Source organism: Streptomyces sp. B6B3 (assembly GCF_039871525.1).
Classification (GTDB): Bacteria; Actinomycetota; Actinomycetes; order Streptomycetales; family Streptomycetaceae; genus Streptomyces.
In genome coordinates this window covers 303,279-322,185 of record NZ_JBDPLU010000009.1, presented here as the reverse complement: position 1 = coordinate 322,185, position 18,907 = coordinate 303,279, and the positions used below count along the sequence as shown (strand labels likewise).

Below are 18,907 nucleotides of genomic sequence, written 5' to 3'. Positions count from 1 at the left end.
GGCATGCTCATCGGCGCCATCAAGGGCTGACCCCGCCCCACCCCCCCCCCCCCGCGCCGCTGCCCGGGTCGACCCAGTCGTCGTCCTCCCCGTCGCGCATCCGCGCGACGAGCGTGGCGAAGCCGCCGAGGAAGCCCCCGATGCCCAGGGTGGCGATCCACCAGGTCATGTCCCGTTGCAGCAGCACCGTCCCGATCAGCAGCAGCGGCCCGCCCAGCACCGCCACCCAGGCCAGCTTGGTGGTCATGTCGGACTGGGGCAGCGGGGGCGGCTCCGGCGGGACGAAGTGGTCCTCCTCCTCGTCCTCGGCCGCCTCCCAGTCCCTGGGACCCAGCTCGGGCGGTTCGGGCTCGGCGCCGGCGCGCTCCAGCGCCCGGTCGAGGGCCCGGTCCACGGTGTCGGTCAGGTCGATCTCCTCGGCCCGCGGCCACACGCCCGGCGGGTCGGCCGGCTCCTCGCCGTAGCCGGCGATGATCTCGGCCCAGGCGGCTTCCTCGTCGAGCGGGTCTCGGCCGTCGCCGCGCTCGGGGTCACGTTCCGTCACGAGCAGTCTTCCTTGTCGCCCTGTTCGCCAGCCGGGTGAGGAAGGCGTCCGTCTCCTGAAAGATACGCTCAGCGTCGTGGTCCAGCGTGGCCACGTGAAAGCTGTCCTCGAGCACGCGTTCGGCCACGTCCGTTGACGATACCGAGGCGAGCACCTGGGCCGAGTCGTGCGCCGGCACTATGTGGTCGACCCGGCTGCGGAGCAGCAGCAACGGCTGGGTCACCCGGGGCAGGTCGGCGCGGGTGGCGGCGAAGAGGCCGTGCAGCGCGTGGACGCCGTGCAGCGACACCCGGGTGTACCCGGTCTCCCTGACGCCGCCCTTGGCGATGTCCGAGACCAGGCCACGCACGCTGGGCACCACGTGCCGCAGCACCGGCAGCGCGTACCCGTGCCACCAGGGCAGCGAGATCGCCGGGTTGACCACCACGACGCCCGCCACCGCGGGACCGTGCCGCGCGGCCAGCCGCAGCGCCAGCGTGCCGCCCATCGACAGGCCGCAGACGAAGACCCGGTCACAGCGCGCGGTCAGCTCGCGCAGCTCCCTGGCCACGGTGGCGTACCAGTCGGTCCAGTGGGTCAGCCGCAGATCCTCCCAGCGGGTGCCGTGCCCGGGCAGCAGCGGCAGCGAGACGGTGAGGCCCTGCCCCGCGAGATGCTCGGCCCAGGGGCGCAGCGACTGCGGACAGCCGGTGAATCCGTGACAGAGCAGGACACCGGTGGCCGAGCCGCGGTGAGCGAAGGGCTCGGCCCCGGGAAGAAGCGGCATCGAGGGCTCCGTTCGGCGCGGGGCGATGGACGGGGTGCTCCCCCGGGCCCTGGCGGCCCGGGAGGGGCCCCCACCCAGGCCGACGAGGGCCTGGGGGAGGCCGCCGTCGGGGTGTCTGTCAGCCTACGTGGGCCGTAAGGTCAGCGGGTAGCCCGCGCATGGCGCCCCCTGGGGCGCCGAGAACGGGGTACCCCGTTAGGGTCGGGCAGAAATGAAGCCAGGAGGTCGCGGTGCTGTACGGCGCGATGAAGGTGTCCGTCGGGGCGGGGCTGAAGCTCGCCTTCCGTCCGTGGGTGGAGGGCAAGGAGCACGTACCCGAGACCGGCCCCGCGATCCTGGCCAGCAACCACCTGTCGTTCTCCGACTCCTTCTTCCTGCCGGCGGTGCTCGACCGCCGGGTCACGTTCATCGCCAAGGCGGAGTACTTCACCTCGCCCGGCATCAAGGGCCGGCTGACCGCGGCGTTCTTCAAGGGCGTCGGGCAGCTGCCCGTCGACCGGTCGGGCGCGCGCGGCGCGGGTGAGGCGGCGATACAGAGCGGCATCGCGGTGCTGGAGCGCGGGGAGTTGTTCGGCATATACCCGGAGGGCACCCGGTCCCCCGACGGCCGGCTCTACCGCGGCAAGCCGGGCGGCCTCGGCCGGATCGCGCTGGCCACCGGGGCGCCGGTGCTGCCGGTGGCCATGATCGACACGGAGAAGATCCAGCCGCCCGGCAAGGTGGTGCCCAAGCTGATGCGCCCCGGCATCCGGATCGGCGAACCCCTCGACTTCAGCCGCTACCGCGGCATGGAGGGCGACCGCTTCATCCTGCGTTCGCTCACCGACGAGGTGATGTACGCGATCATGAAGCTCTCCGGCCAGGAGTACGTGGACATGTACGCCACGGCCGCCAAGCGGATGCTGGCGGAGGGCACGGGCGGCGCCGAGGACAACGGGGACCAGCCCCGGCGGGGCACCGAGCGGACGGCCTGACCGGACAGGGGGATCGAGGCGATGGCCGGCGTGCCGACGAGTACCCCGGGGACGACGGGACGTGCCGTCGAGGCGCCGATGTGGCAGGCGCTCACCGGATACCGGGTGCTGACCAGCTGTTACGCGGTCCTGCTGTTCTGGCTGGGCTACGAGGACTACGGCCGGCCGCTGGTCGGCGTCTGCTACCTGTCGGTGCTGGTGGTGTGGACGCTGCTGACGCTGCGCCGGGTGTCCTCGGCCGCGCGCTGCACCCCGTCGTTCCTGGCCGTCGACCTGACCGTGGCGGTCGTCGGCATCCTGATCAGCCCGCTCGCCGACTCCCGCGACGCCGTGGACCCCACCCTGCCGTCCGTCTGGGTCGCCGGCGCGGTGCTGGCCGTCGCCATCAAGGGCGGCTGGCGGTGGGCCGGCTGCGCCTCGGTGCTGGTGGGCGTCGCCAACGTCGTGGAGGACGGCCACCTCTCGGGGAACACCCTGCACAACGCGCTGCTGGTGTGCGTGGCCAGCGTCGGCATCGGCTACGTCGTCGAGCTGGCCAGGGCCAGCGAGCGGACCCTGGCCAGGGCGCTGCGCATCGAGGCGGCGACCCGCGAGCGGGAGCGGCTGGCCAGGGACATTCACGACAGCGTGCTCCAGGTGCTGGCCATGGTGCAGCGCCGGGGTGCCGCGATCGGCGGCGAGGCGGCCGAGCTCGGGCGGCTGGCGGGCGAGCAGGAACGGGCGCTCCGCGCGCTGGTGGCCGGCGACGGCCGGCCCGCCGGGACCCTCACCGCCGCTGCGCCGAGTGCCCTCGGGGACGGCGGGGACGGCGGGGACGGCGGGGAGACCGCACCGGAGGCGGACCTGGGTCCGCTGCTCGCGGCGCACGGCGGCGTGGGCGTGACGTACGCCGGGCCCTCAGGGCCCGTGCTGCTGCCGGGGCCCGCGGCCAGGGAGGTCGCGGCGGCGGTCGGCGCCGCGCTGGACAACGTGCGGCGGCACGCCACGCGGCCGGACGGCCGGCCGGCGGGCGCCTGGATCCTGCTGGAGGAGGCGCCGGACGCGGTGCTCGTCACGGTCAGGGACGACGGGCCCGGCATTCCCGCCGGACGGCTCGCCGAGGCCGAGGCCGAGGGCCGGCTCGGGGCGTCGCTGTCGATCCGCGGCCGGCTGGCCGGCCTCGGCGGCAGCGCGGAATGGCTGTCGGTGCCGGGCGAGGGCACCGAGGTCGAACTGCGGGTGCCCAGACCCGGCCCCGGGGACCACGGGAGCCGCGGGCGGCATGACGGGCCGGGGTCCGTGCGGGAGACGAGGCGACGAGGACGCAGGGGCGCGAGGGGAGCGGCACCGTGAACGAGCGGCCGGTGACGGTGATGGTGGTGGACGACCACCCGATGTGGCGGGACGCGGTGGCGCGGGACCTCGGCGAGGCGGGCCTGGAGGTGGTGGCCACGGCCGGGGACGGCCCGGAGGCGGTGCGCCGGGCCCGGGCGACCCGTCCTGACGTGCTGGTGCTCGACCTGAACCTGCCGGGGCTGCCGGGGGCCGAGGTCTGCCGGCGGCTGGCCGGCGAGGACGGCGAACCTGATTCCGGGGCCGCCGTATCCCCCTCCCCGAGGGACTGGGGGAAGGTTCTGGTGCTGTCCGCCAGCGGGGAGGCGGAGGACGTGCTGGAGGCGGTGAAGGCCGGCGCCACCGGCTATCTGGTGAAGTCGGCCAGCGCCGAGGAACTCGTCGCGGCGGTGCGCCGCACCGCGGCCGGCGACCCCGTCTTCACCGCCGGGCTGGCCGGCCTGGTGCTCGGCGAGTACCGGAGGCTGGCCACGATCTCCGAGCCCCGCGATCCCCGGGGCCCCGAGGTGCCGCACCTCACGGACCGGGAGACCGAGGTGCTGCGGCTGGTCGCGAAGGGGCTCACCTACCGGCAGATCGCGGCCCGCCTGGTCATCTCCCACCGCACGGTCCAGAACCACGTCCAGAACACCCTGGGCAAGCTCCAGCTCCACAACCGGGCGGAGCTGGTCCGCTACGCGATAGAGCGCGGCCTGGACGCGCCCTGACGCCAGGATCGGACGCCGGCCGGCGCGGCCCACCGCCGCGCCGGCCGGCACCGGGCGGTCAGGCCGTCGGCGCCGCCGCCGGCTCGGCCGGTCGCGCGGTGAGCAGCGAGGCGACGATGGCCGGGCCGTTGAGGGTCAGCACCGACTCGGGATGGAACTGCACGCTCGCGAAGCCCGGGCCGCGCAGGGCGTACACCTCCCCGTGCGGGTCCCGGCTGACCGCCACGCCCCGGCGGGCGAGCGCCGCGGCCGCGGCGTCGTCACAGCGGGCCGCGTAGGAGCTGTAGAAGCCGACCGTCTCGGCTTGTCCGAACAGGTCGATCCGCTCCTGCGCGCCCTGGTAGGGCCGGTCCTTGCGGACCACCGGCAGCCCCAGCTCCGCGGCGATCAGCTCGTGCCCCAGGCACACCCCGAGCAGCGTGCCGTGGGACCGGGCGCCCCCGGGTGCGCCGGCGCGGCCCAGCAGGTCCGCGCCGAGCCCGCGCAGCAGCCGCATCTTCCGGTCCGTCGGGTCGCCGGGGTCGCCGGGTCCCGGGCCGAGCACCACGGGGCCCTCGTGGGCCAGGGCCCGCTCCCGCGCGTCCGGGGCGTCGAAGCGCAGCACCGTCACCTCGCGGCCGCCCGCCCGCAGCAGATGGGCCAGCATCGAGGTGAACGTGTCCTCGCCGTCGATCACCAGCGCCGGCGCGTTCTCCGCGACCCCGGCCGCGATCTCGGAGGTGACCCCGGCTGCGACCCCGGCGGTACCGTCCGGCGCCGGGCGCGGCCCGGTCTGCATCCGCAACCAGAACGGCGCCAGTCCCGCCCGCCGGCCCTCGAGCGCCGCCCGCACCCGTGGTTCCTCGGCCAGCCGCGGCCGGGCGCCGTCCGCCCGCTCCGCCCCCGCTGGCCGAACGCCCAGCGCGGCCAGCACGGCCGCCGCCTTCGCGTGCGTCTCGGCGACCTCGGCCTCCGGGTCCGAACCGCGCACCAGCGTCGCCCCCACGGGGACCCGGAGCCGTCCCGAGGCCGCGTCGACGTCCGCGGTGCGGATCAGGATCGGCGAGTCGAGCGTCTGCCCGCCGGTCGCGTCGTGGCCCAGCAGCGCCAGCGCGCCCGCGTAGTAGCCGCGCCCGCCGGCCTCGTGCCGGCGGATGACCCGGCAGGCGTTCTCCAGCGGGCTGCCGGTGACGGTGGCGGCGAACATGGTCTCGCGCAGCACCTCCCGCACGTCCAGGGTGCTGCGGCCGCGCAGCTCGTACTCCGTGTGCGCCAGATGCGCCATCTCCCGCAGCCGCGGCCCGACGACCACGCCGCCCTGGTCGCCGACGGTGCACATCATCTTCAGTTCCTCGTCGACCACCATGGACAGCTCCTCGGTCTCCTTGCGGTCGTCGAGGAAGTCCAGCAGGCCGGTCAGGCTCGGGCCTTCCGGCGGATAGCGATAGGTGCCGCTGATCGGGTTCATCACCACGGTGCCGCCGGTCATCCGCACATGCACCTCGGGGCTCGCGCCGACCAGCAGCCTCCCGGCCGCCCCGCCCGTGTGGACCACGAAGGTCCAGTACGCGTCGGGTTCGGCCGCGAGCAGCCGGCGGAAGACGGCGAGCGCGTCGGCCACGTGCCCCCGGTCCCCGGGCGCGGAGGCGTCCCCGGTCAGCCGCCCGGTGAAGGTGCGCCGGATGACGAAGTTGGCGCCCTGCCCGGCGCCGATCTCGCGCTCCAGCACCGTGCGGACCACCTCGGCGTAGCGCGTGTCGTCGACGTCGAAGCCGCCGTCGGCGACGCCGACCCGGTGGTCGGGCAGCGCCGCGAGCACCTCGTCCAGCGGCAGCTCGTGGGCCTCCTCGGGGAGCAGCACGGCCAGCGGGGTGCCGTCGTCGTCGACCTCGAAGCCGCGCTCCGCGAGCTGGCGGTACGGCACGAGGGCGAGCGCGCCCGGCCCGGGCCGGGACGGCTCGGGCAGCGGGATGTCCGCGAGCCGCTCGACCTCGACGACGGGTCCGGTGAGCAGCTCGACCAGGCTCGCGTCGCGGCCCGGGAGGCGGCGGCGCAGCAGCGCGAACGGGGCGTCCTCGGCCAGCAGCCGGCCGATCAGCGCCCCGGAGGCCCCGGAGGAGGGTTCGGGGCGGGGGAGTGGTGGCATGGGCGGTCGTCCTTCCGGTACATCCCGGTCGGTTCGGGATGGCTGGTTGGTCCGGAAGCCGCCAGGGCCGAGGGACGGCCGGCCACGCACGAGAAAGGCCGCCCCTCGGGGGCGGCCTCGCGTCGGTCAGTCGGAACGCGCAGTCAGTGGGCCGCCCGGGGAGCGGTCCACCACCAGCTGGTGACGTGCGGCTGATGCCGCTGCGCGTTCATGGCGCGCACTATACGCGCCGTAGCCCGGCGTGGCGACCGTCTCACTCCCTGGCCGATCGGGAAAAAGGATGGACACCACCCCGTAATCTGGCCTCGTGACCCTGAACGCTGAGAGCAGCCTCGCCACCGCCATCCCGAACGCCACGCCCGCCACCGGCGCCGCGTGGCGCGACCTGCCGGCGGCGCAGCAGCCCGAGTACCCCGACTCGGCGGCGCTGCGCGCCGTGACCGCTGAACTGGGCACGTATCCGCCGTTGGTCTTCGCCGGGGAATGCGACCAGCTGCGGGCCCGGATGGCCGCGGTGGCCAGGGGCGAGGCGTTTCTGCTGCAGGGCGGCGACTGCGCCGAGGCGTTCGACCAGGTGAGCGCCGAGAACATCCGGGCGAAGCTGAAGACGCTGCTCCAGATGAGCGCGGTGCTGACGTACGCCGCGGCGGTGCCGGTGGTGAAGATCGGCCGGATCGCCGGCCAGTACTCCAAGCCGCGCTCGAAGCCCACCGAGACCCGGGGCGGCGTGACGCTGCCGTCCTACCGGGGCGACTCGGTGAACGGCCCCGAGTTCACCGCCGAGGCCCGCACCCCCGACCCGGAGCGGCTGCGGCGGATGTACCACTCCTCGGCGGCGACGCTGAACCTGGTGCGCGGCTTCACCACCGGCGGCTACGCCGACCTGCACCAGGTGCACGCCTGGAACCAGGACTTCGTGCGCACCTCCGCCTCGGGCCAGCGGTACGAGGCGCTGGCGCGGGAGATCGACAACGCGCTGAACTTCATGAAGGCCTGCGGCGCCGACCCGGCCGAGTTCCACACGGTGGAGTTCTACGCCTCGCACGAGGCGCTGCTGCTGGACTACGAGGCGGCGCTGACCCGCACCGACTCCCGCACCGGGCGGCTGTACGACGTCTCGGGCCACTTCGTGTGGATCGGCGAGCGCACCCGTCAGCTGGACGGCGCGCACGTGGCGTTCGCCTCCGCCATCCGCAACCCCATCGGCGTCAAGCTCGGCCCGACCACCACGGTGGACGAGGCGCTGGCGCTGGTCGACCGGCTGGACCCGGAGCGCGAGCCAGGCCGGCTGACCTTCGTCACCCGGATGGGCGCGGACCGGGTGCGGGACCGGCTGCCGCTGCTGGTGGACGGGGTCAGGGCGGCCGGCGCCGAGGTCGCGTGGGTCTGCGACCCGATGCACGGGAACACCTTCGAGGCGGCCTCGGGGCACAAGACCCGGCGCTTCGACGACGTGCTGGACGAGGTCAAGGGCTTCTTCGAGGTGCACAAGGGTCTCGGCACCCACCCCGGCGGCATCCACGTCGAGCTGACCGGGGACGACGTCACCGAATGCGTCGGCGGCGGGGACGAGATCTTCGTGGACGACCTGCACCAGCGGTACGAGACCGCCTGCGACCCGCGGCTGAACCGCAGCCAGTCGCTGGACCTCGCGTTCCTGGTCGCGGAGATGTACCGGGCCTGACCCCGGTAGGACGGGGGCCGGTCAGCACACCGTCATCTCCCTCGGGTAAGGTGAGGCTAACCTCACCAGGATGGGCCTGGATCGTACGAGGTGAGCCATCCCGGGTGGAGGTGACGGTCTCGGTGTACATCTGCTCCTGCTTCGGCATCACCGAGGAACAGGTGCGAGAGCACGCGGCGGCGGGCTCCTGCACGCCGCGGCAGATCGCGTCGGCGAGCGGCGCGGGCACGGACTGCGGCTCCTGCGTCCGCCGCATCCAGGGACTGCTGGGCCGGGGCGGCTGCCCGGCCACCACGACGCTGCGCCGGACCCTGCCGGCCCAGGCGCCCACGCAGGCGCCTCGGCCGGCCGTTTCGCTGGCCTCCCAGGCCGTCGGCGGCTGACGGGGGCCGCCGCCCGAGGGCGCCGAGGCGACACCCCGGCACCGGGCCGGCGGGTACCGGCCGGATCTGGCCGGTACCGAGCGGATCTGGCCGGTACCGAGCGGATCTCTGGACGGGATCCGGACGGAACTAGGCCTCGGACGGCTGCTCGATCTGCTGCGCCAGGTACAGCTGCTCGCCGAGCTTCTCCAGCAGCTCAAGCTGCGTGTCGAGATAGTCGATGTGGTGCTCCTCGTCCTCCAGGATCGACTCGAAGAGCCGGGCCGAGGTGATGTCGCCCTTCGCCCGCATCACCTCGATGCCGCGGCGCAGCCGGTCGATCGCCTCGACCTCGATCTGCCGGTCCGCCTGGAACATCTCGGTGACCGTCTGCCCGACCCTGACGTGGAAGAGCCGCTGGTAGTTCGGCAGCCCCTCCAGGAAGAGGATCCGGTCGGTGAGCAGCTCGGCATGCCTCATCTCGTCGAAGGACTCGGCCCTGGTGTACTTCGCGAGCTTCGTCCAGCCGAAGTTGTCCTGCATCTTGGCGTGCAGGAAGTACTGGTTGATCGCGGTCAGCTCGGCGGTGAGCTGCTCGTTGAGGAACTCGATGACCTCCGGGTCGCCCTGCATGGCGGCGCGCTCCTTCCGACGGTGAGCGGTGCGAGGAACCGTGTCCGCGCATCGTGGCATCGTCGCGGCGTTCCGTCCAGTAAGAGAAGCCTAACCAAAATAGCGGCGAAATATGGTAGTTCGTCTGCCCTAAAGAGGAATTGCGGTGATGACGCCCGCCTGGTGGGGGAGGTGGTGCAAAGCAGCCGATGCGGTCTGTCACCATGGAGGCATGGGTCAGCCGGACAGCGGCACAGGTCAGGTGCCGAACGCCAGCGCGGAGCGGCTGCCCCCCGGGCAGCGGGAGCGTCGTGGCTGGCCGGTGACCCACTACGGGCCGGTACCCAGGTTCCGAGCCGAGCGCTGGGAGTTCCGGGTCTTCGGCGCCACCGCCGACGGCGACAAGCGCTGCTGGAACCACGAGGAGTTCAGCGCCCTGCCGTACCACACCGTGCTGGCCGATCTGCACTGCGTCACGAAGTTCAGCATCCTGGGCGCCGAGTGGGGCGGGGTGTCCGCCGACACGGTTCTGGCGCTCGCGCCGCCCGCCCCCGACGTCACGCACGTGATGGTGTGGGCCGAGTACGGGTACAGCGCCAACCTCAGGATCGCCGACTTCGCCGACGCGCACACGCTCTTCGCCACCCACCGGGACGGCGAGCTGCTGACCGCGGAGCACGGCTTCCCGCTGCGTCTGGTGGTGCCCCACCTGTACGCCTGGAAGGGGCCGAAGTGGGTGCGCGGGGTGGAGTACCTGACCGCCGACCGCCGCGGCTTCTGGGAGGAGCGCGGGTACCACAACATCGGCGACCCGTGGCGCGAGCAGCGGTACTCCTACCAGGAGGAGCCGGGAGACGGCCCGGCCCTCTGAGACCAGAGCTCTGAGGGTCGGTGTGCGCGACGAGGCCCCGTGCCTGATCCGCCGAGGTTGATCGGGCACAGGGCGTGGGCCGTGGGCAGGCGAACTCCGTGCGGGTGGCGCGGAGCCACTCGCTCCGGAGGGTCGCCGGGGGCGTCGACGAGAACCCGCACGCCGTCGGCGCCCACGGCGCTGGTGGCCACCCTCCCCGGCGAGGGGATCAGTACGCGCTGTCGACGTTGTCGATCGTGCCGTACCGGTCGGCGGCGTAGTTCGCCGCGGCGGTGATGTTCGAGACCGGGTTGTAGATGTCGTCCGGGGTGCCCGGGACGTGGTACGCGTCGAACGTCGGCTGAATCACCTGGAGCAGGCCGATCGAGGGGACTCCGTTCTTCGCGTTGATGTCCCAGTCGTTCATGATGTTGGGGTCACCGCTGGACTCGCGCATGATGTTCCGGTGCAGGCCCTCGTAGGTGCCCGGAATTCCCTTCTCGTCCATGATCTCGAGGGCCCGGTCTATCCAGCGGTCGAGGGCGCTGGTGCGCGCGGGTCGGGGGTCGCCGGTGTTCGGCGTGCGCTCCGGACGCGTGTGGTCGCCGCGGCCGTCCTCGGGGCTCCGCACGTGCGGGCCGGCGTCGCCGCCGCGGTCAGCGCCGCGGTCGCCGCCGTGATCGCCACCGCGGCCGCCACCGTGGTCATCGCCCTGCGTCGGCACACCGGTCTCCGGGCCCAGGCCGTCGGGGAGGCGCTGACCAGGAAGGTCGTCGGCCTTGATGTCCCAGGCGACGGCATCGGCGTGCGGCGCCGGCGAGGGGGTGACCTCCTGGGCGTCGGCGGGCACGGTCGCCAGGCCCAGCACCATGGCGGCGGTGCCGGCGGTGGCGAGCGCCGCGGCGGCCGTGCCGCGGGTACGCGTACTTCGGTTCAGTCGGGTGAGCACCTGAGTAGGCATGGGGGCACCTCGGGTTCCTGGCGGGCGGGGATTCGACGCCCTTGGTAACAGGCGGGGAAAAGCCGGCGCAATCGACCCGATTACTACGCTGGATAGTGGTGCCAGAAGAAATGCCCGGGCGCGGAGGGCGGATTTACCGGGCCCACGAGGCCGTTCGGAAACTATTCGCCTTAGTAGGAGGACCTTGGTCCTATGGCCGCCTTCACACCCCGGCCACCCTCGGGGCCCCCGTCCGCTGGTGTCACGGGCCCGCGAAGATCGGCCGGCAAGGCCCTAGCGGACCCAGAGCGTGATGGTGGAGCCGCGCGGGGCCCGGTCGCCGCCGTGGACGGACTGGTTGAAGACCTCGCCGGAGAAGAAGACCTGGTTCACGTCGACCTCGAAGCCCGCCTCCTGAAGGATCTCCGTGGCCTCGTCCACCGATTCCCCCCGCACGTCCGGCACGACGATCATCTCGGGGCCCGAGGAGAGGGTCAGGGTGATCGTCTCCCCGGCGGCGGCCGTGCCCGACGGGCCGGGCGACTGCTCGGCCACGGTGCCCGCCTCCTCGGGGGAGTCCACCCTCTCCTCGGCGACGCTGACCACGAAGCCCTCGGCGCGCAGCACCTGCTTCGCCTCGGCCTCCGGCAGCCCGACGACGTTCGGCACGGCGACCTCGGCGCCGCGGCTGAGCACCAGGTCGACGGCGGAGTTCGGCCGGCGCTCCGCGCCGTGGCCCGGCTGCGTGTCGATCACGGAGCCGCGCGGCACCTCGTCGGAGAACTCCCAGCGCTCCTCGCCCGGCGTCAGGCCGGCCTCCCTGAGCTCGTCCTTGGCCTCGGCGAGGGCCGAGCCGCGCAGGTCGGGCACCACCACGACCGCCGGCCCGTCGGAGACGACGATGGTGACCGTGGAGTTCCGCCGGACCCGCTCGCCGCGTTCCGGATCGGAGATGATGACGTGGCCCGGGTCCACGGTCTCCGAGGTCTCGTGCTCGACCTCGACCCGCAGCCCCGCGTCCCGCAGCCGCTCCTCGGCCTCGCTCTGCGACAGCCCGTACACCCCGGGTGTGCGCAGGAACTGCCCCGAGTTGATGTACCAGACCCCCAGGCCGATGCCGAGCAGCAGCAGCGCCGCGCCGACCAGCGTCAGCACCCGGCGGCGCGGCATCCGGCGGCGCGGGGGCAGCCCCTCCGAGCCGAACTCCTCCTCGGCGACGTACGGCGGCAGCAGCGGCACCTGGATGCGTGCCGTGTTCTCCCGACGACCGTCGGGAGCGCTGGCCCGCACCCCCTTGGGCAGCGGCACCACGCGGGTGCGGTCCTCCGAGCCCAGCTCAGGACCCACCCCGCCCGGCGCGGCCGGCCGGGGATCGGTGTCCAGCTGGGCCTCGCTGAGCACCGCGCGCACGGCCCGCACCAGGGAGAGCAGGGCCGCGGCGTCGGCCGGCCGGCGGCCCGGGTCCCGGGCCGCGGCCCGGGCGACCAGCCCGTCCAGCTCCGGCGCGAGGTCCTCGACCTCCTGGGAGGGCAGCGGCATGTCCTCGCTGACATGGGCGTACAGGACCCGCGCGGCGGTCTCCCCGGTGTACGGCTTGCGGCCGGTGAGCATCTCGTAGAGCAGCACGCCGCAGGCGTAGACGTCGGTGCGGGCGTCGACCGCGCCGCCCTCGATCTGCTCCGGCGCCAGATAGGAGAGCGTGCCGAGCACGGAGTCGGTGGCGGTGGACGTCGGTCCTTCCTGCGGATCGACCGCCCGCACCAGGCCGAAGTCCGCGACCTTGACCCGGCCGTCGTCGCCGATCAGCACGTTCTCCGGCTTCATGTCGCGGTGCACCAGGCCCGCCCGGTGCGCGGCCCCCAGGCCGGCCAGCATCGGCTCCAGGATGTCCAGCACCGCCCGCGGCTGGAGCGCGCCCCGGTCCCGCAGCACGTCCCGCAGGGTGCAGCCGGCCACGTACTCCATCGCCAGGTAGACGTAGCCGCCGTCGGTGCCCTGGTCAAGGACGCCGACGATGTTCGGATGGTCGAGCCGGGCGGTCGACCTGGCCTCCCGGATGAACCGCTCGACGAAGCCGGCGTTCTGGGCGAGTGAGGGGTGCATCACCTTCAGGGCCACCACCCGGTCGAGCCGGGTGTCCAGGGCGCGATAGACCGTGGCCATGCCGCCGACCGCGATTCGCTGCTCGACGCGGTACCTGGCGTCGAGCAGCCGGCCGATCAGCGGGTCCTGAAGGGTCGTGTCCACGGCTCACGAGTCTACGAGCCGGGTGCCGCGCCCCGGGCGTTTCGCGGCCCTCGGAGCCCGACTTGCAGCGGAACGGTGACCAACCAGCGGCACCGGGCCGCCGGGATCAGCCGCCGGTGGTCAGGCCCAGGGTCTGCCGGATGGCGATCTCCTGGTCGATCCCGAGCGTCGCGTAGCCCTCCGTGTACTCGCTCTCGAAGGCGGCCAGGTCCTGGGCGTCGGCCGCCCGGTTCCAGTGCGTCAGGCTGACCTCACGCGCCGCGACCAGCTCGTCGACCTGCCCGGCGACGTCCCCCGACCATGCGGCGGCCGCCAGGTCGCCCGCCTCCTGGTCGATGGTCCCGGCCATCTGCTCGGCCCACTCCCGTTGCGCCGGCAGCGGATCGTCCGGGTACGGCTCGTTCCAGATGACGATCTCCAGCGGCGTGGTGATCTCCAGGTAGCTCGCCTGGTCCGCGCTGAGCTCGCCGGGGTCGCCGCGCACCGAGCCCTCCAGCGGGGTGCCGTCGATATGGCCGAAGAAGCAGAGGATCTCCCGGTCACCGAAGGACCAGCTGGACTGCTGCGGGTAGTAGAAGTACATGGTGGTCGAGGTGTCGAGCTCCCAGGTGTCGAGCACGTAGGGCTGGACCAGCCGGCCACACTCGTCGAACGCGAGCTCGGTCAGCTCCGCGTCCCCGGGGAACTCCTGGTAGCCGGTCACCTGGGCGGTGCCGTACGCCTCCGCCTCGTGCGGGGCGTCGCAGGGCAGCCGGGTGACGGTGGTCTCCTCGGTGGCCTCGTTCTCCTCGTACTGGCCGAGGCCGGTGCCGGAGTCGAAGCAGTCGCCGACCCGGATGTCGAAGACGTCGATCTGCTCGCCGTCGTCGGGTGTCGGTTCGGTCGGGTTGGGGTCGTCGGTGGGCTCGTCGTCCGGCTCGCGCCGCTCCGGGCGCTGCTCCTCGGTGGCCTCGGTCCCCCCGCCGTCGTCGTCCGAGTTGGTCGCCGCGACGGGGATGATCACGGCGAGCGCCGCGATCTGCACGCCGGCCAGCACGACGCCGGCGATGGCCAGGCCCCGACCCCGCTCGGCCCCGGCGCGCGCGGAGAGCCGGGACAGCGCGACCAGCCCGAGCGTCAGGGCCACGGGGAAAAGCCCGACCAGGCCGGTGACCAGGGCGCCGATCGCCAGGCCGTTGACCGGCCGTGCCGGCGCCGGCTGGCCCCACGGCGGCGGCCCGCCGCCCGGCGGCTGCCCGGGACCGCCCGGATAGGGCGGCGGCGGACCGTACGGCTGCGGCGAGGGCTGTGCCGGCGGCGGGCCCGGCTGTGGGGCCGGTTGTGGGGCCGGCGGCTGCGACGGGGGTTCCGCCGACTTCCCCGGCTGCTGCTGGTGCGGTGGGGGCGGACCCTGCGGCGGTCCCGAGGGCGGCGGCCAGGCGCCATAGCCCTGCGGTGGCGGCGGAGTGTCCATGGTCCCCCCGGGGAGCGCGGTGATGCTGGGTGCGGCCCTGGAACCCTTGCGCCGCTGCGCCGGCCCGCCGCAGGGCGGATCGTATCTCAGTGCGAGAACGCCGGACGTTCCCGCTCCACGTCCGCGTCCAGGCTGGCCAGCCCCGCCATCGGGGACGAGGCGCGGGCGAAGTGCCGCCTCGGGATCCGCCCCGCGCGCCCGGCCAGCCGCCCGGCCAGCACCGCGTGCCGCATCGCCCGCGCCATCTCCTCGGGGCGCTGCGCCCGGGTGACCGCGGAGGCCAGCATCACGCCGGCGCACCCCAGCTCCATGGCCAGCGCCGCGTCGGAGGCGGTGCCGACGCCGGCGTCGAGGATGACCGGGACGCCGGCGCGTTCGGTGATCAGCTCGATGTTGTGCGGGTTGCGGATGCCGAGGCCCGAGCCGATCGGGGAGCCCAGCGGCATCACGGCCGCGCAGCCGGCGTCCTCCAGGTGGCGGGCCAGCACCGGATCGTCGTTGGTGTACGCGAGCACCGTGAAACCGTCGTCGACCAGGGTCTCGGCGGCCTCCAGGGTGGCCATCGGGTCGGGCAGCAGGGTGCGCTCGTCGGCGACCACCTCCACCTTCACCAGTTCGGTGCCCAGCGCCTCCCGGGCCAGCCGCGCGGTCAGCACGGCCTCGCCCGCGGTGTAGCAGCCGGCGGTGTTCGGCAGCGGCCGGATGCCGAGCTCGGCGAGCACGGAGAGCACCGAGCCGCGGGCGCCCGGGTCGATCCGGCGCATGGCCACGGTGGTCAGCTCGGTGCCCGAGGCGACCAGCGCGCGGCGCAACACGTCCAGGCTGGGCGCGCCGCCGGTGCCCATGATGAGGCGGGAGGACAGCCGCAGGCCGCCCAGCGCCAGGGCCTCGTCGCCGGCCGCGGTGTCGGTGGTGCCGGTGCTGGTGCCGGTGGTGTCGTTGGCGGGTGTGGTGTCGGTGGGGTTGGTCTCGGCCATGACGGTCTCAGCCTCCCTGTACGGCGGTCAGCACCTCGACCCGGTCGCCCTCGGCGAGCGCGGTCGCGGGCCACTGGCCGCGCGGGATCACGGTCTCGTTGACGGCGGCGGCGATCCCGCCCGGGCCGGCGGGCGCGGCGAGCAGCTCGGCCACCAGCCGGTCCAGCGTGGTGCCGGACGCGAGCCGGCGCCGCTCCCCGTTCACCCATACCTGGACGTCCGCGCTCACGTTGCTCACACCGCCACCTCCTCGCGCGCCGCGGGCGCCGGCTCGCCGGGCGACCAGCGCCGTGGGGTGAAGGGGCGGGCGTGTTCGGGAAGCTCCCCGCTCGTCAGCACCTCGGCCAGCACCTCGCCGGTGATCGGTGCGAGCAGCACCCCGTTGCGGTGGTGCCCGGTGGCCAGGTGCAGCCCGGCCAGCCCGCTCGGGCCGAGCAGCGGGGCGTTGTCGGGGGAGCCGGGCCGCAGCCCGGCGCGGCATTCGACGAGCGGCAGCTCGGTCACGCCGGGCACCAGCTCGTGGGCGTCGCGCAGCAGCTGGTAGACGCCGCCCGCGGTGACGGTGGTGTCCGGGCCGCACTCCTCCGAGGTGGCGCCGAGCACCAGCTCGCCGTCGGTCCGGGGCACCAGGTAGATCGAGCCGCCGCGGACCACCGCCCGCACCGTGCGGCTCAGCAGCGGCGGCCGGCCGGCCGGCATGCGCAGCCGCAGGATCTGGCCCTTCACCGGACGCACCGGCGGCGCGACGTCGGGCGGCAGCCCGGCGAGCTCCGCGCTGCGGCAGCCGCCGGCGAGCACCACCTGCCCGGCCGCCAACGTGCCGCCGTCCGACAGCGTCAGACCGGTGGCGCGCTCGCCCGTGACCGTCAGCTCGGTGGCCCAGACGCGGTGGAACGCCACGCCGGCCCGCTCGCAGGCGACCAGCAGCGCGGCCAGCAGCAGGCGCGGGTTCACCTGGTGGTCGCCGTCGACGCGCAGCCCGCCGCGCACGCCCGGTGCCAGCATCGGCTCCAGCCGGCGGCTCTCCCGGCCGGACAGCCACTGGGTCGCCAGGCCGCAGCGCTGCTGCAGCGCGTGCAGCTCGCGCAGCAGCGACCGGTCGTCGGCGTCCAACGCGGCCACCAGGGTGCCGCACGGGCGGTAGCCGACGTCGATTCCGGCCAGCTGCGTCAGCTCGGCGACGAACTCCGGATAGCGGGCGGCCGAGGCGAGGTTGAGGTCGAGCAGCGCCTCCTCGCCGTGGTGCAGTTCGGTGACGGCGGCCAGCATCCCGGCGGCCACCCCCGCGGCGCCGTCGCCGGGCCGCGGGTCGACCACCGCGGTGCGCAGCCCTCGTTGGGCCGCCCGCCAGGCGGTGACCAGGCCGATCACACCGCCGCCGACCACGACGACGTCCGCCGATCTACGCGCACTCACGCGACTCCTCCCTTCGCCGGCATGACCCGGATCAGGTTCGTACGGTCGGAGGCCGGCCAGCCTCCCTCTCAGCCCGGTGCGCCGGGCTCCCGTGGGTGTCCTTCGTCGGCAGCCTAGTACCGCCCTCGCCTGGCCGGAACCCGAGGGCGAGAGAGCGCTCTCTCGACTCGCTCCCGATCGCCCGTCATTGGCCGTCAGGTGCGCGGGCGAGTTCCGGGAATGCGTCGAACTTCTTGACGCCTTGTTTCGCCATCTCTAGGTTCCGGGTCAGAGAGCGCTCTCTCACACCCCCCACCTCATTCGAGGAGAGCACGTGAAACCACACACCTGGCCGCGGCGCGCGCTCTACGCCGGACTCGCCATCCTCGGCCTGATCGGCTCACAGTTCGTCGTCGGCGTCAGCGGCGCGGCCGCCGGTGACGATCCGGCGGGGGACAGCGCGGCGGCGGACGTCGTGCGCGTGGCGGAGTTCGTGGCGGAGTGCACGTTCAGCCACCAACTCCCCGACGACCCGATCGTCTTCCCCGGCCTGGCCGGAGCCTCACACATGCACAGCTTCTTCGGAAGCACGGTGACCAACGCACACACCAACCTCGGCGACCTGCTGGCGTCGGACAGCACCTGCGACCCGGCCATCGACCTCTCGTCGTACTGGGTGCCGACGCTCTTCGTGAACGGGCAGGCGGTCCAGCCGCAGTCCGCGACGTTCTACTACCTGGGCGAGGGCGTCAACGACCCCTCGAGGATCCAACCCCTGCCGCAGGGACTGAAGATCGTGGCCGGCAACGCGGTGGCCAGCGGTCCCGACCAGTCCATCGCGCGATGGTCGTGCCTGCACGCCGGGCACGTCGACCCGTCCAAGGACTTCGTGACCTGCCCGGCGGGCACGGCCCTGGAGTCGTACCTCGACTTCCCGCAGTGCTGGAACGGCGTCGACCTCGACTCGCCGAACCACAAGGACCACATGGCCTACCCGGTCAACGGCGCGTGCCCGGCGACCCACCCGGTGCCGGTGCCGAAGCTCCGTCAGGTGCTTCGTTACCCGGTCAACGGTGACCCCTCCGGGTTCGAGCTGGCCTCCGGGCCCGGCTACACGATGCACGGCGACTTCTTCAACGCCTGGCCGGTCGACGAGATGGCCCGGCGGGTCGCGAACTGCATCAACCCCGTCATCAAGTGCGGCCCCGACGGCACCCCGTAGTGCGCCGCCCCGACCGGCGCCGGCCGGCCCTCGCGGGCGGGCCGGCGCCCCTGGCGGCCGTGCTGGCCTCGGTCGTCCTGCTGCTCTGGGCCCTCACCGGATGCGGCGGGTCGGCGGCGGGTCCCGGTCCGGCGGGGCCCGGCGGGGACGCGACCACCGGCTCGGCGTCCGACGGCGGGGCGTCGGACGCGGCGGGGACCGGGGGAGCGGCCGGGCTGAGCCCGACCGACCTGGCCTGGGCCCAGCTGATGATCCCGCTGAACGACCGGATGCTCGCGATGCTCGACCAGGTCGCCCGGCACGGCCGGGACCCCGGCCTGCGCGGCTTCGCGGACGAGCTCGCGGCCAGCCACCGGACCGAACTGGGGCGGCTGCACGCCCTGCTGGACGACGCGGGCGTGACCTACACCAACCTCCACGAGGGCCACAACATGCCCGGCATGGTCACCGAGGAGGAGCTCGACGACCTCGTCCGGCTGCGCGGCGCCGCCTTCGACGCGGCGGCCAGGGACCACCTGCGCGAGCACCTGGCGGAGTCGGGACAGGTCTCCCGCGCCGAACGGGACGCCGGCGCGGACGACGACGCGACCACCCTCGCCGCGGAACTCGCCGACGCTCGCGTCGCCCAACTCGACGAGCTCGCCCGGCTCGGCGACTGAACACCCCACACGACCCCCCCACACGTACCCCCCACACGGGAAGGACCAGGACGACACG

At 73.9% G+C, this 18,907-nt stretch carries 18 protein-coding genes and 1 riboswitch; of the genes, 8 read left to right on the top strand and 10 right to left on the bottom strand.

Annotation, left to right across the window (positions count from 1 at the left end; translation table 11 throughout):
* Positions 1 to 19 precede the first annotated feature (19 nt).
* Positions 20 to 544 (bottom strand): hypothetical protein, encoded by a 525-nt coding sequence (locus ABGB06_RS20995; protein WP_347591591.1) that lies wholly within the window; start codon positions 542 to 544, stop codon positions 20 to 22.
* On the bottom strand, positions 531 to 1,310 hold the full coding sequence (locus ABGB06_RS20990; RefSeq protein WP_347591589.1) for an alpha/beta fold hydrolase: 780 nt from the start codon (positions 1,308 to 1,310) through the stop codon (positions 531 to 533). The genes ABGB06_RS20995 and ABGB06_RS20990 overlap by 14 nt, the downstream gene beginning before the upstream one ends.
* A 230-nt stretch (positions 1,311 to 1,540) precedes the next feature.
* Between ABGB06_RS20990 and ABGB06_RS20985 the strand changes: the two genes are divergently transcribed.
* From ABGB06_RS20985 to ABGB06_RS20975, 3 genes are read left to right on the top strand one after another with little or no spacing between them, the layout of a single operon-like run.
* Positions 1,541 to 2,284, top strand: a complete 744-nt coding sequence (locus tag ABGB06_RS20985; RefSeq protein WP_347591587.1) for a lysophospholipid acyltransferase family protein — start codon at positions 1,541 to 1,543, stop codon at positions 2,282 to 2,284.
* Between the two features lie 30 nt (positions 2,285 to 2,314).
* Positions 2,315 to 3,616, top strand: coding sequence for a DUF5931 domain-containing protein (locus tag ABGB06_RS20980; RefSeq protein WP_347591585.1), 1,302 nt, complete (start codon positions 2,315 to 2,317; stop codon positions 3,614 to 3,616).
* A 20-nt stretch (positions 3,617 to 3,636) separates the two neighbouring features.
* Positions 3,637 to 4,323, top strand: a complete 687-nt coding sequence (locus tag ABGB06_RS20975) for a response regulator transcription factor (protein WP_347591641.1) — start codon at positions 3,637 to 3,639, stop codon at positions 4,321 to 4,323.
* 58 nt (positions 4,324 to 4,381) lie between these two features.
* On the opposite strand, the gene ABGB06_RS20970 is transcribed toward ABGB06_RS20975, so the two are convergent.
* Positions 4,382 to 6,448, bottom strand: coding sequence for an anthranilate synthase family protein (locus ABGB06_RS20970; protein ID WP_347591583.1), 2,067 nt, complete (start codon positions 6,446 to 6,448; stop codon positions 4,382 to 4,384).
* A 343-nt stretch (positions 6,449 to 6,791) separates the two neighbouring features.
* On the opposite strand from ABGB06_RS20970, the gene ABGB06_RS20965 reads away from it, so the two are divergent.
* Positions 6,792 to 8,132 (top strand): 3-deoxy-7-phosphoheptulonate synthase class II, encoded by a 1,341-nt coding sequence (locus ABGB06_RS20965; protein ID WP_347591639.1) that lies wholly within the window; start codon positions 6,792 to 6,794, stop codon positions 8,130 to 8,132.
* A gap of 122 nt (positions 8,133 to 8,254) precedes the next feature.
* Positions 8,255 to 8,515 carry a (2Fe-2S)-binding protein gene (locus ABGB06_RS20960; protein WP_347591638.1) on the top strand — a complete coding sequence of 87 codons (261 nt, stop codon included), beginning with the start codon at positions 8,255 to 8,257 and terminating at the stop codon, positions 8,513 to 8,515.
* Between the two features lie 129 nt (positions 8,516 to 8,644).
* Here the strand turns inward: ABGB06_RS20960 and bfr are convergent, their stop codons facing one another.
* Complete coding sequence (bfr, locus tag ABGB06_RS20955) at positions 8,645 to 9,127, bottom strand: bacterioferritin (protein ID WP_347591581.1); 483 nt, start codon at positions 9,125 to 9,127, stop codon at positions 8,645 to 8,647.
* Between the two features lie 211 nt (positions 9,128 to 9,338).
* Between bfr and ABGB06_RS20950 the strand changes: the two genes are divergently transcribed.
* Complete coding sequence (locus ABGB06_RS20950) at positions 9,339 to 9,977, top strand: sulfite oxidase-like oxidoreductase (RefSeq protein ID WP_347591579.1); 639 nt, start codon at positions 9,339 to 9,341, stop codon at positions 9,975 to 9,977.
* A gap of 208 nt (positions 9,978 to 10,185) precedes the next feature.
* Here the strand turns inward: ABGB06_RS20950 and ABGB06_RS20945 are convergent, their stop codons facing one another.
* The 6 genes from ABGB06_RS20945 to thiO all read right to left on the bottom strand — a co-directional run bounded on the left by ABGB06_RS20945 (position 10,186) and on the right by thiO (position 16,989).
* On the bottom strand, positions 10,186 to 10,917 hold the full coding sequence (locus ABGB06_RS20945; protein ID WP_347591577.1) for a transglycosylase SLT domain-containing protein: 732 nt from the start codon (positions 10,915 to 10,917) through the stop codon (positions 10,186 to 10,188).
* 273 nt (positions 10,918 to 11,190) lie between these two features.
* Entirely contained in the window at positions 11,191 to 13,143 is a 1,953-nt protein-coding gene (gene pknB / locus ABGB06_RS20940) for a Stk1 family PASTA domain-containing Ser/Thr kinase (protein WP_347591575.1), read from the bottom strand.
* A gap of 106 nt (positions 13,144 to 13,249) precedes the next feature.
* Positions 13,250 to 14,596 (bottom strand): septum formation family protein, encoded by a 1,347-nt coding sequence (locus ABGB06_RS20935; RefSeq protein ID WP_347591573.1) that lies wholly within the window; start codon positions 14,594 to 14,596, stop codon positions 13,250 to 13,252.
* Positions 14,597 to 14,682: 86 nt separating this feature from the next.
* Positions 14,683 to 15,441, bottom strand: a complete 759-nt coding sequence (locus ABGB06_RS20930; RefSeq protein WP_347591637.1) for a thiazole synthase — start codon at positions 15,439 to 15,441, stop codon at positions 14,683 to 14,685.
* Between the two features lie 139 nt (positions 15,442 to 15,580).
* On the bottom strand, positions 15,581 to 15,802 hold the full coding sequence (gene thiS / locus ABGB06_RS20925; protein ID WP_347591636.1) for a sulfur carrier protein ThiS: 222 nt from the start codon (positions 15,800 to 15,802) through the stop codon (positions 15,581 to 15,583).
* 5 nt (positions 15,803 to 15,807) lie between these two features.
* Positions 15,808 to 16,989 carry a glycine oxidase ThiO gene (gene thiO / locus ABGB06_RS20920; RefSeq protein WP_347591571.1) on the bottom strand — a complete coding sequence of 394 codons (1,182 nt, stop codon included), beginning with the start codon at positions 16,987 to 16,989 and terminating at the stop codon, positions 15,808 to 15,810.
* A riboswitch (TPP riboswitch) is annotated at positions 16,981 to 17,092 on the bottom strand. It overlaps the preceding gene by 9 nt.
* 210 nt (positions 17,093 to 17,302) lie before the next feature.
* On the opposite strand from thiO, the gene ABGB06_RS20915 reads away from it, so the two are divergent.
* Complete coding sequence (locus ABGB06_RS20915; protein WP_347591569.1) at positions 17,303 to 18,190, top strand: DUF1996 domain-containing protein; 888 nt, start codon at positions 17,303 to 17,305, stop codon at positions 18,188 to 18,190.
* The gene (locus ABGB06_RS20910; RefSeq protein WP_347591567.1) at positions 18,190 to 18,849 is read left to right on the top strand and encodes a DUF305 domain-containing protein; all 660 of its coding nucleotides are present in this window, start codon (positions 18,190 to 18,192) and stop codon (positions 18,847 to 18,849) included. The genes ABGB06_RS20915 and ABGB06_RS20910 overlap by 1 nt, the downstream gene beginning before the upstream one ends.
* Positions 18,850 to 18,907: the final 58 nt, after the last annotated feature.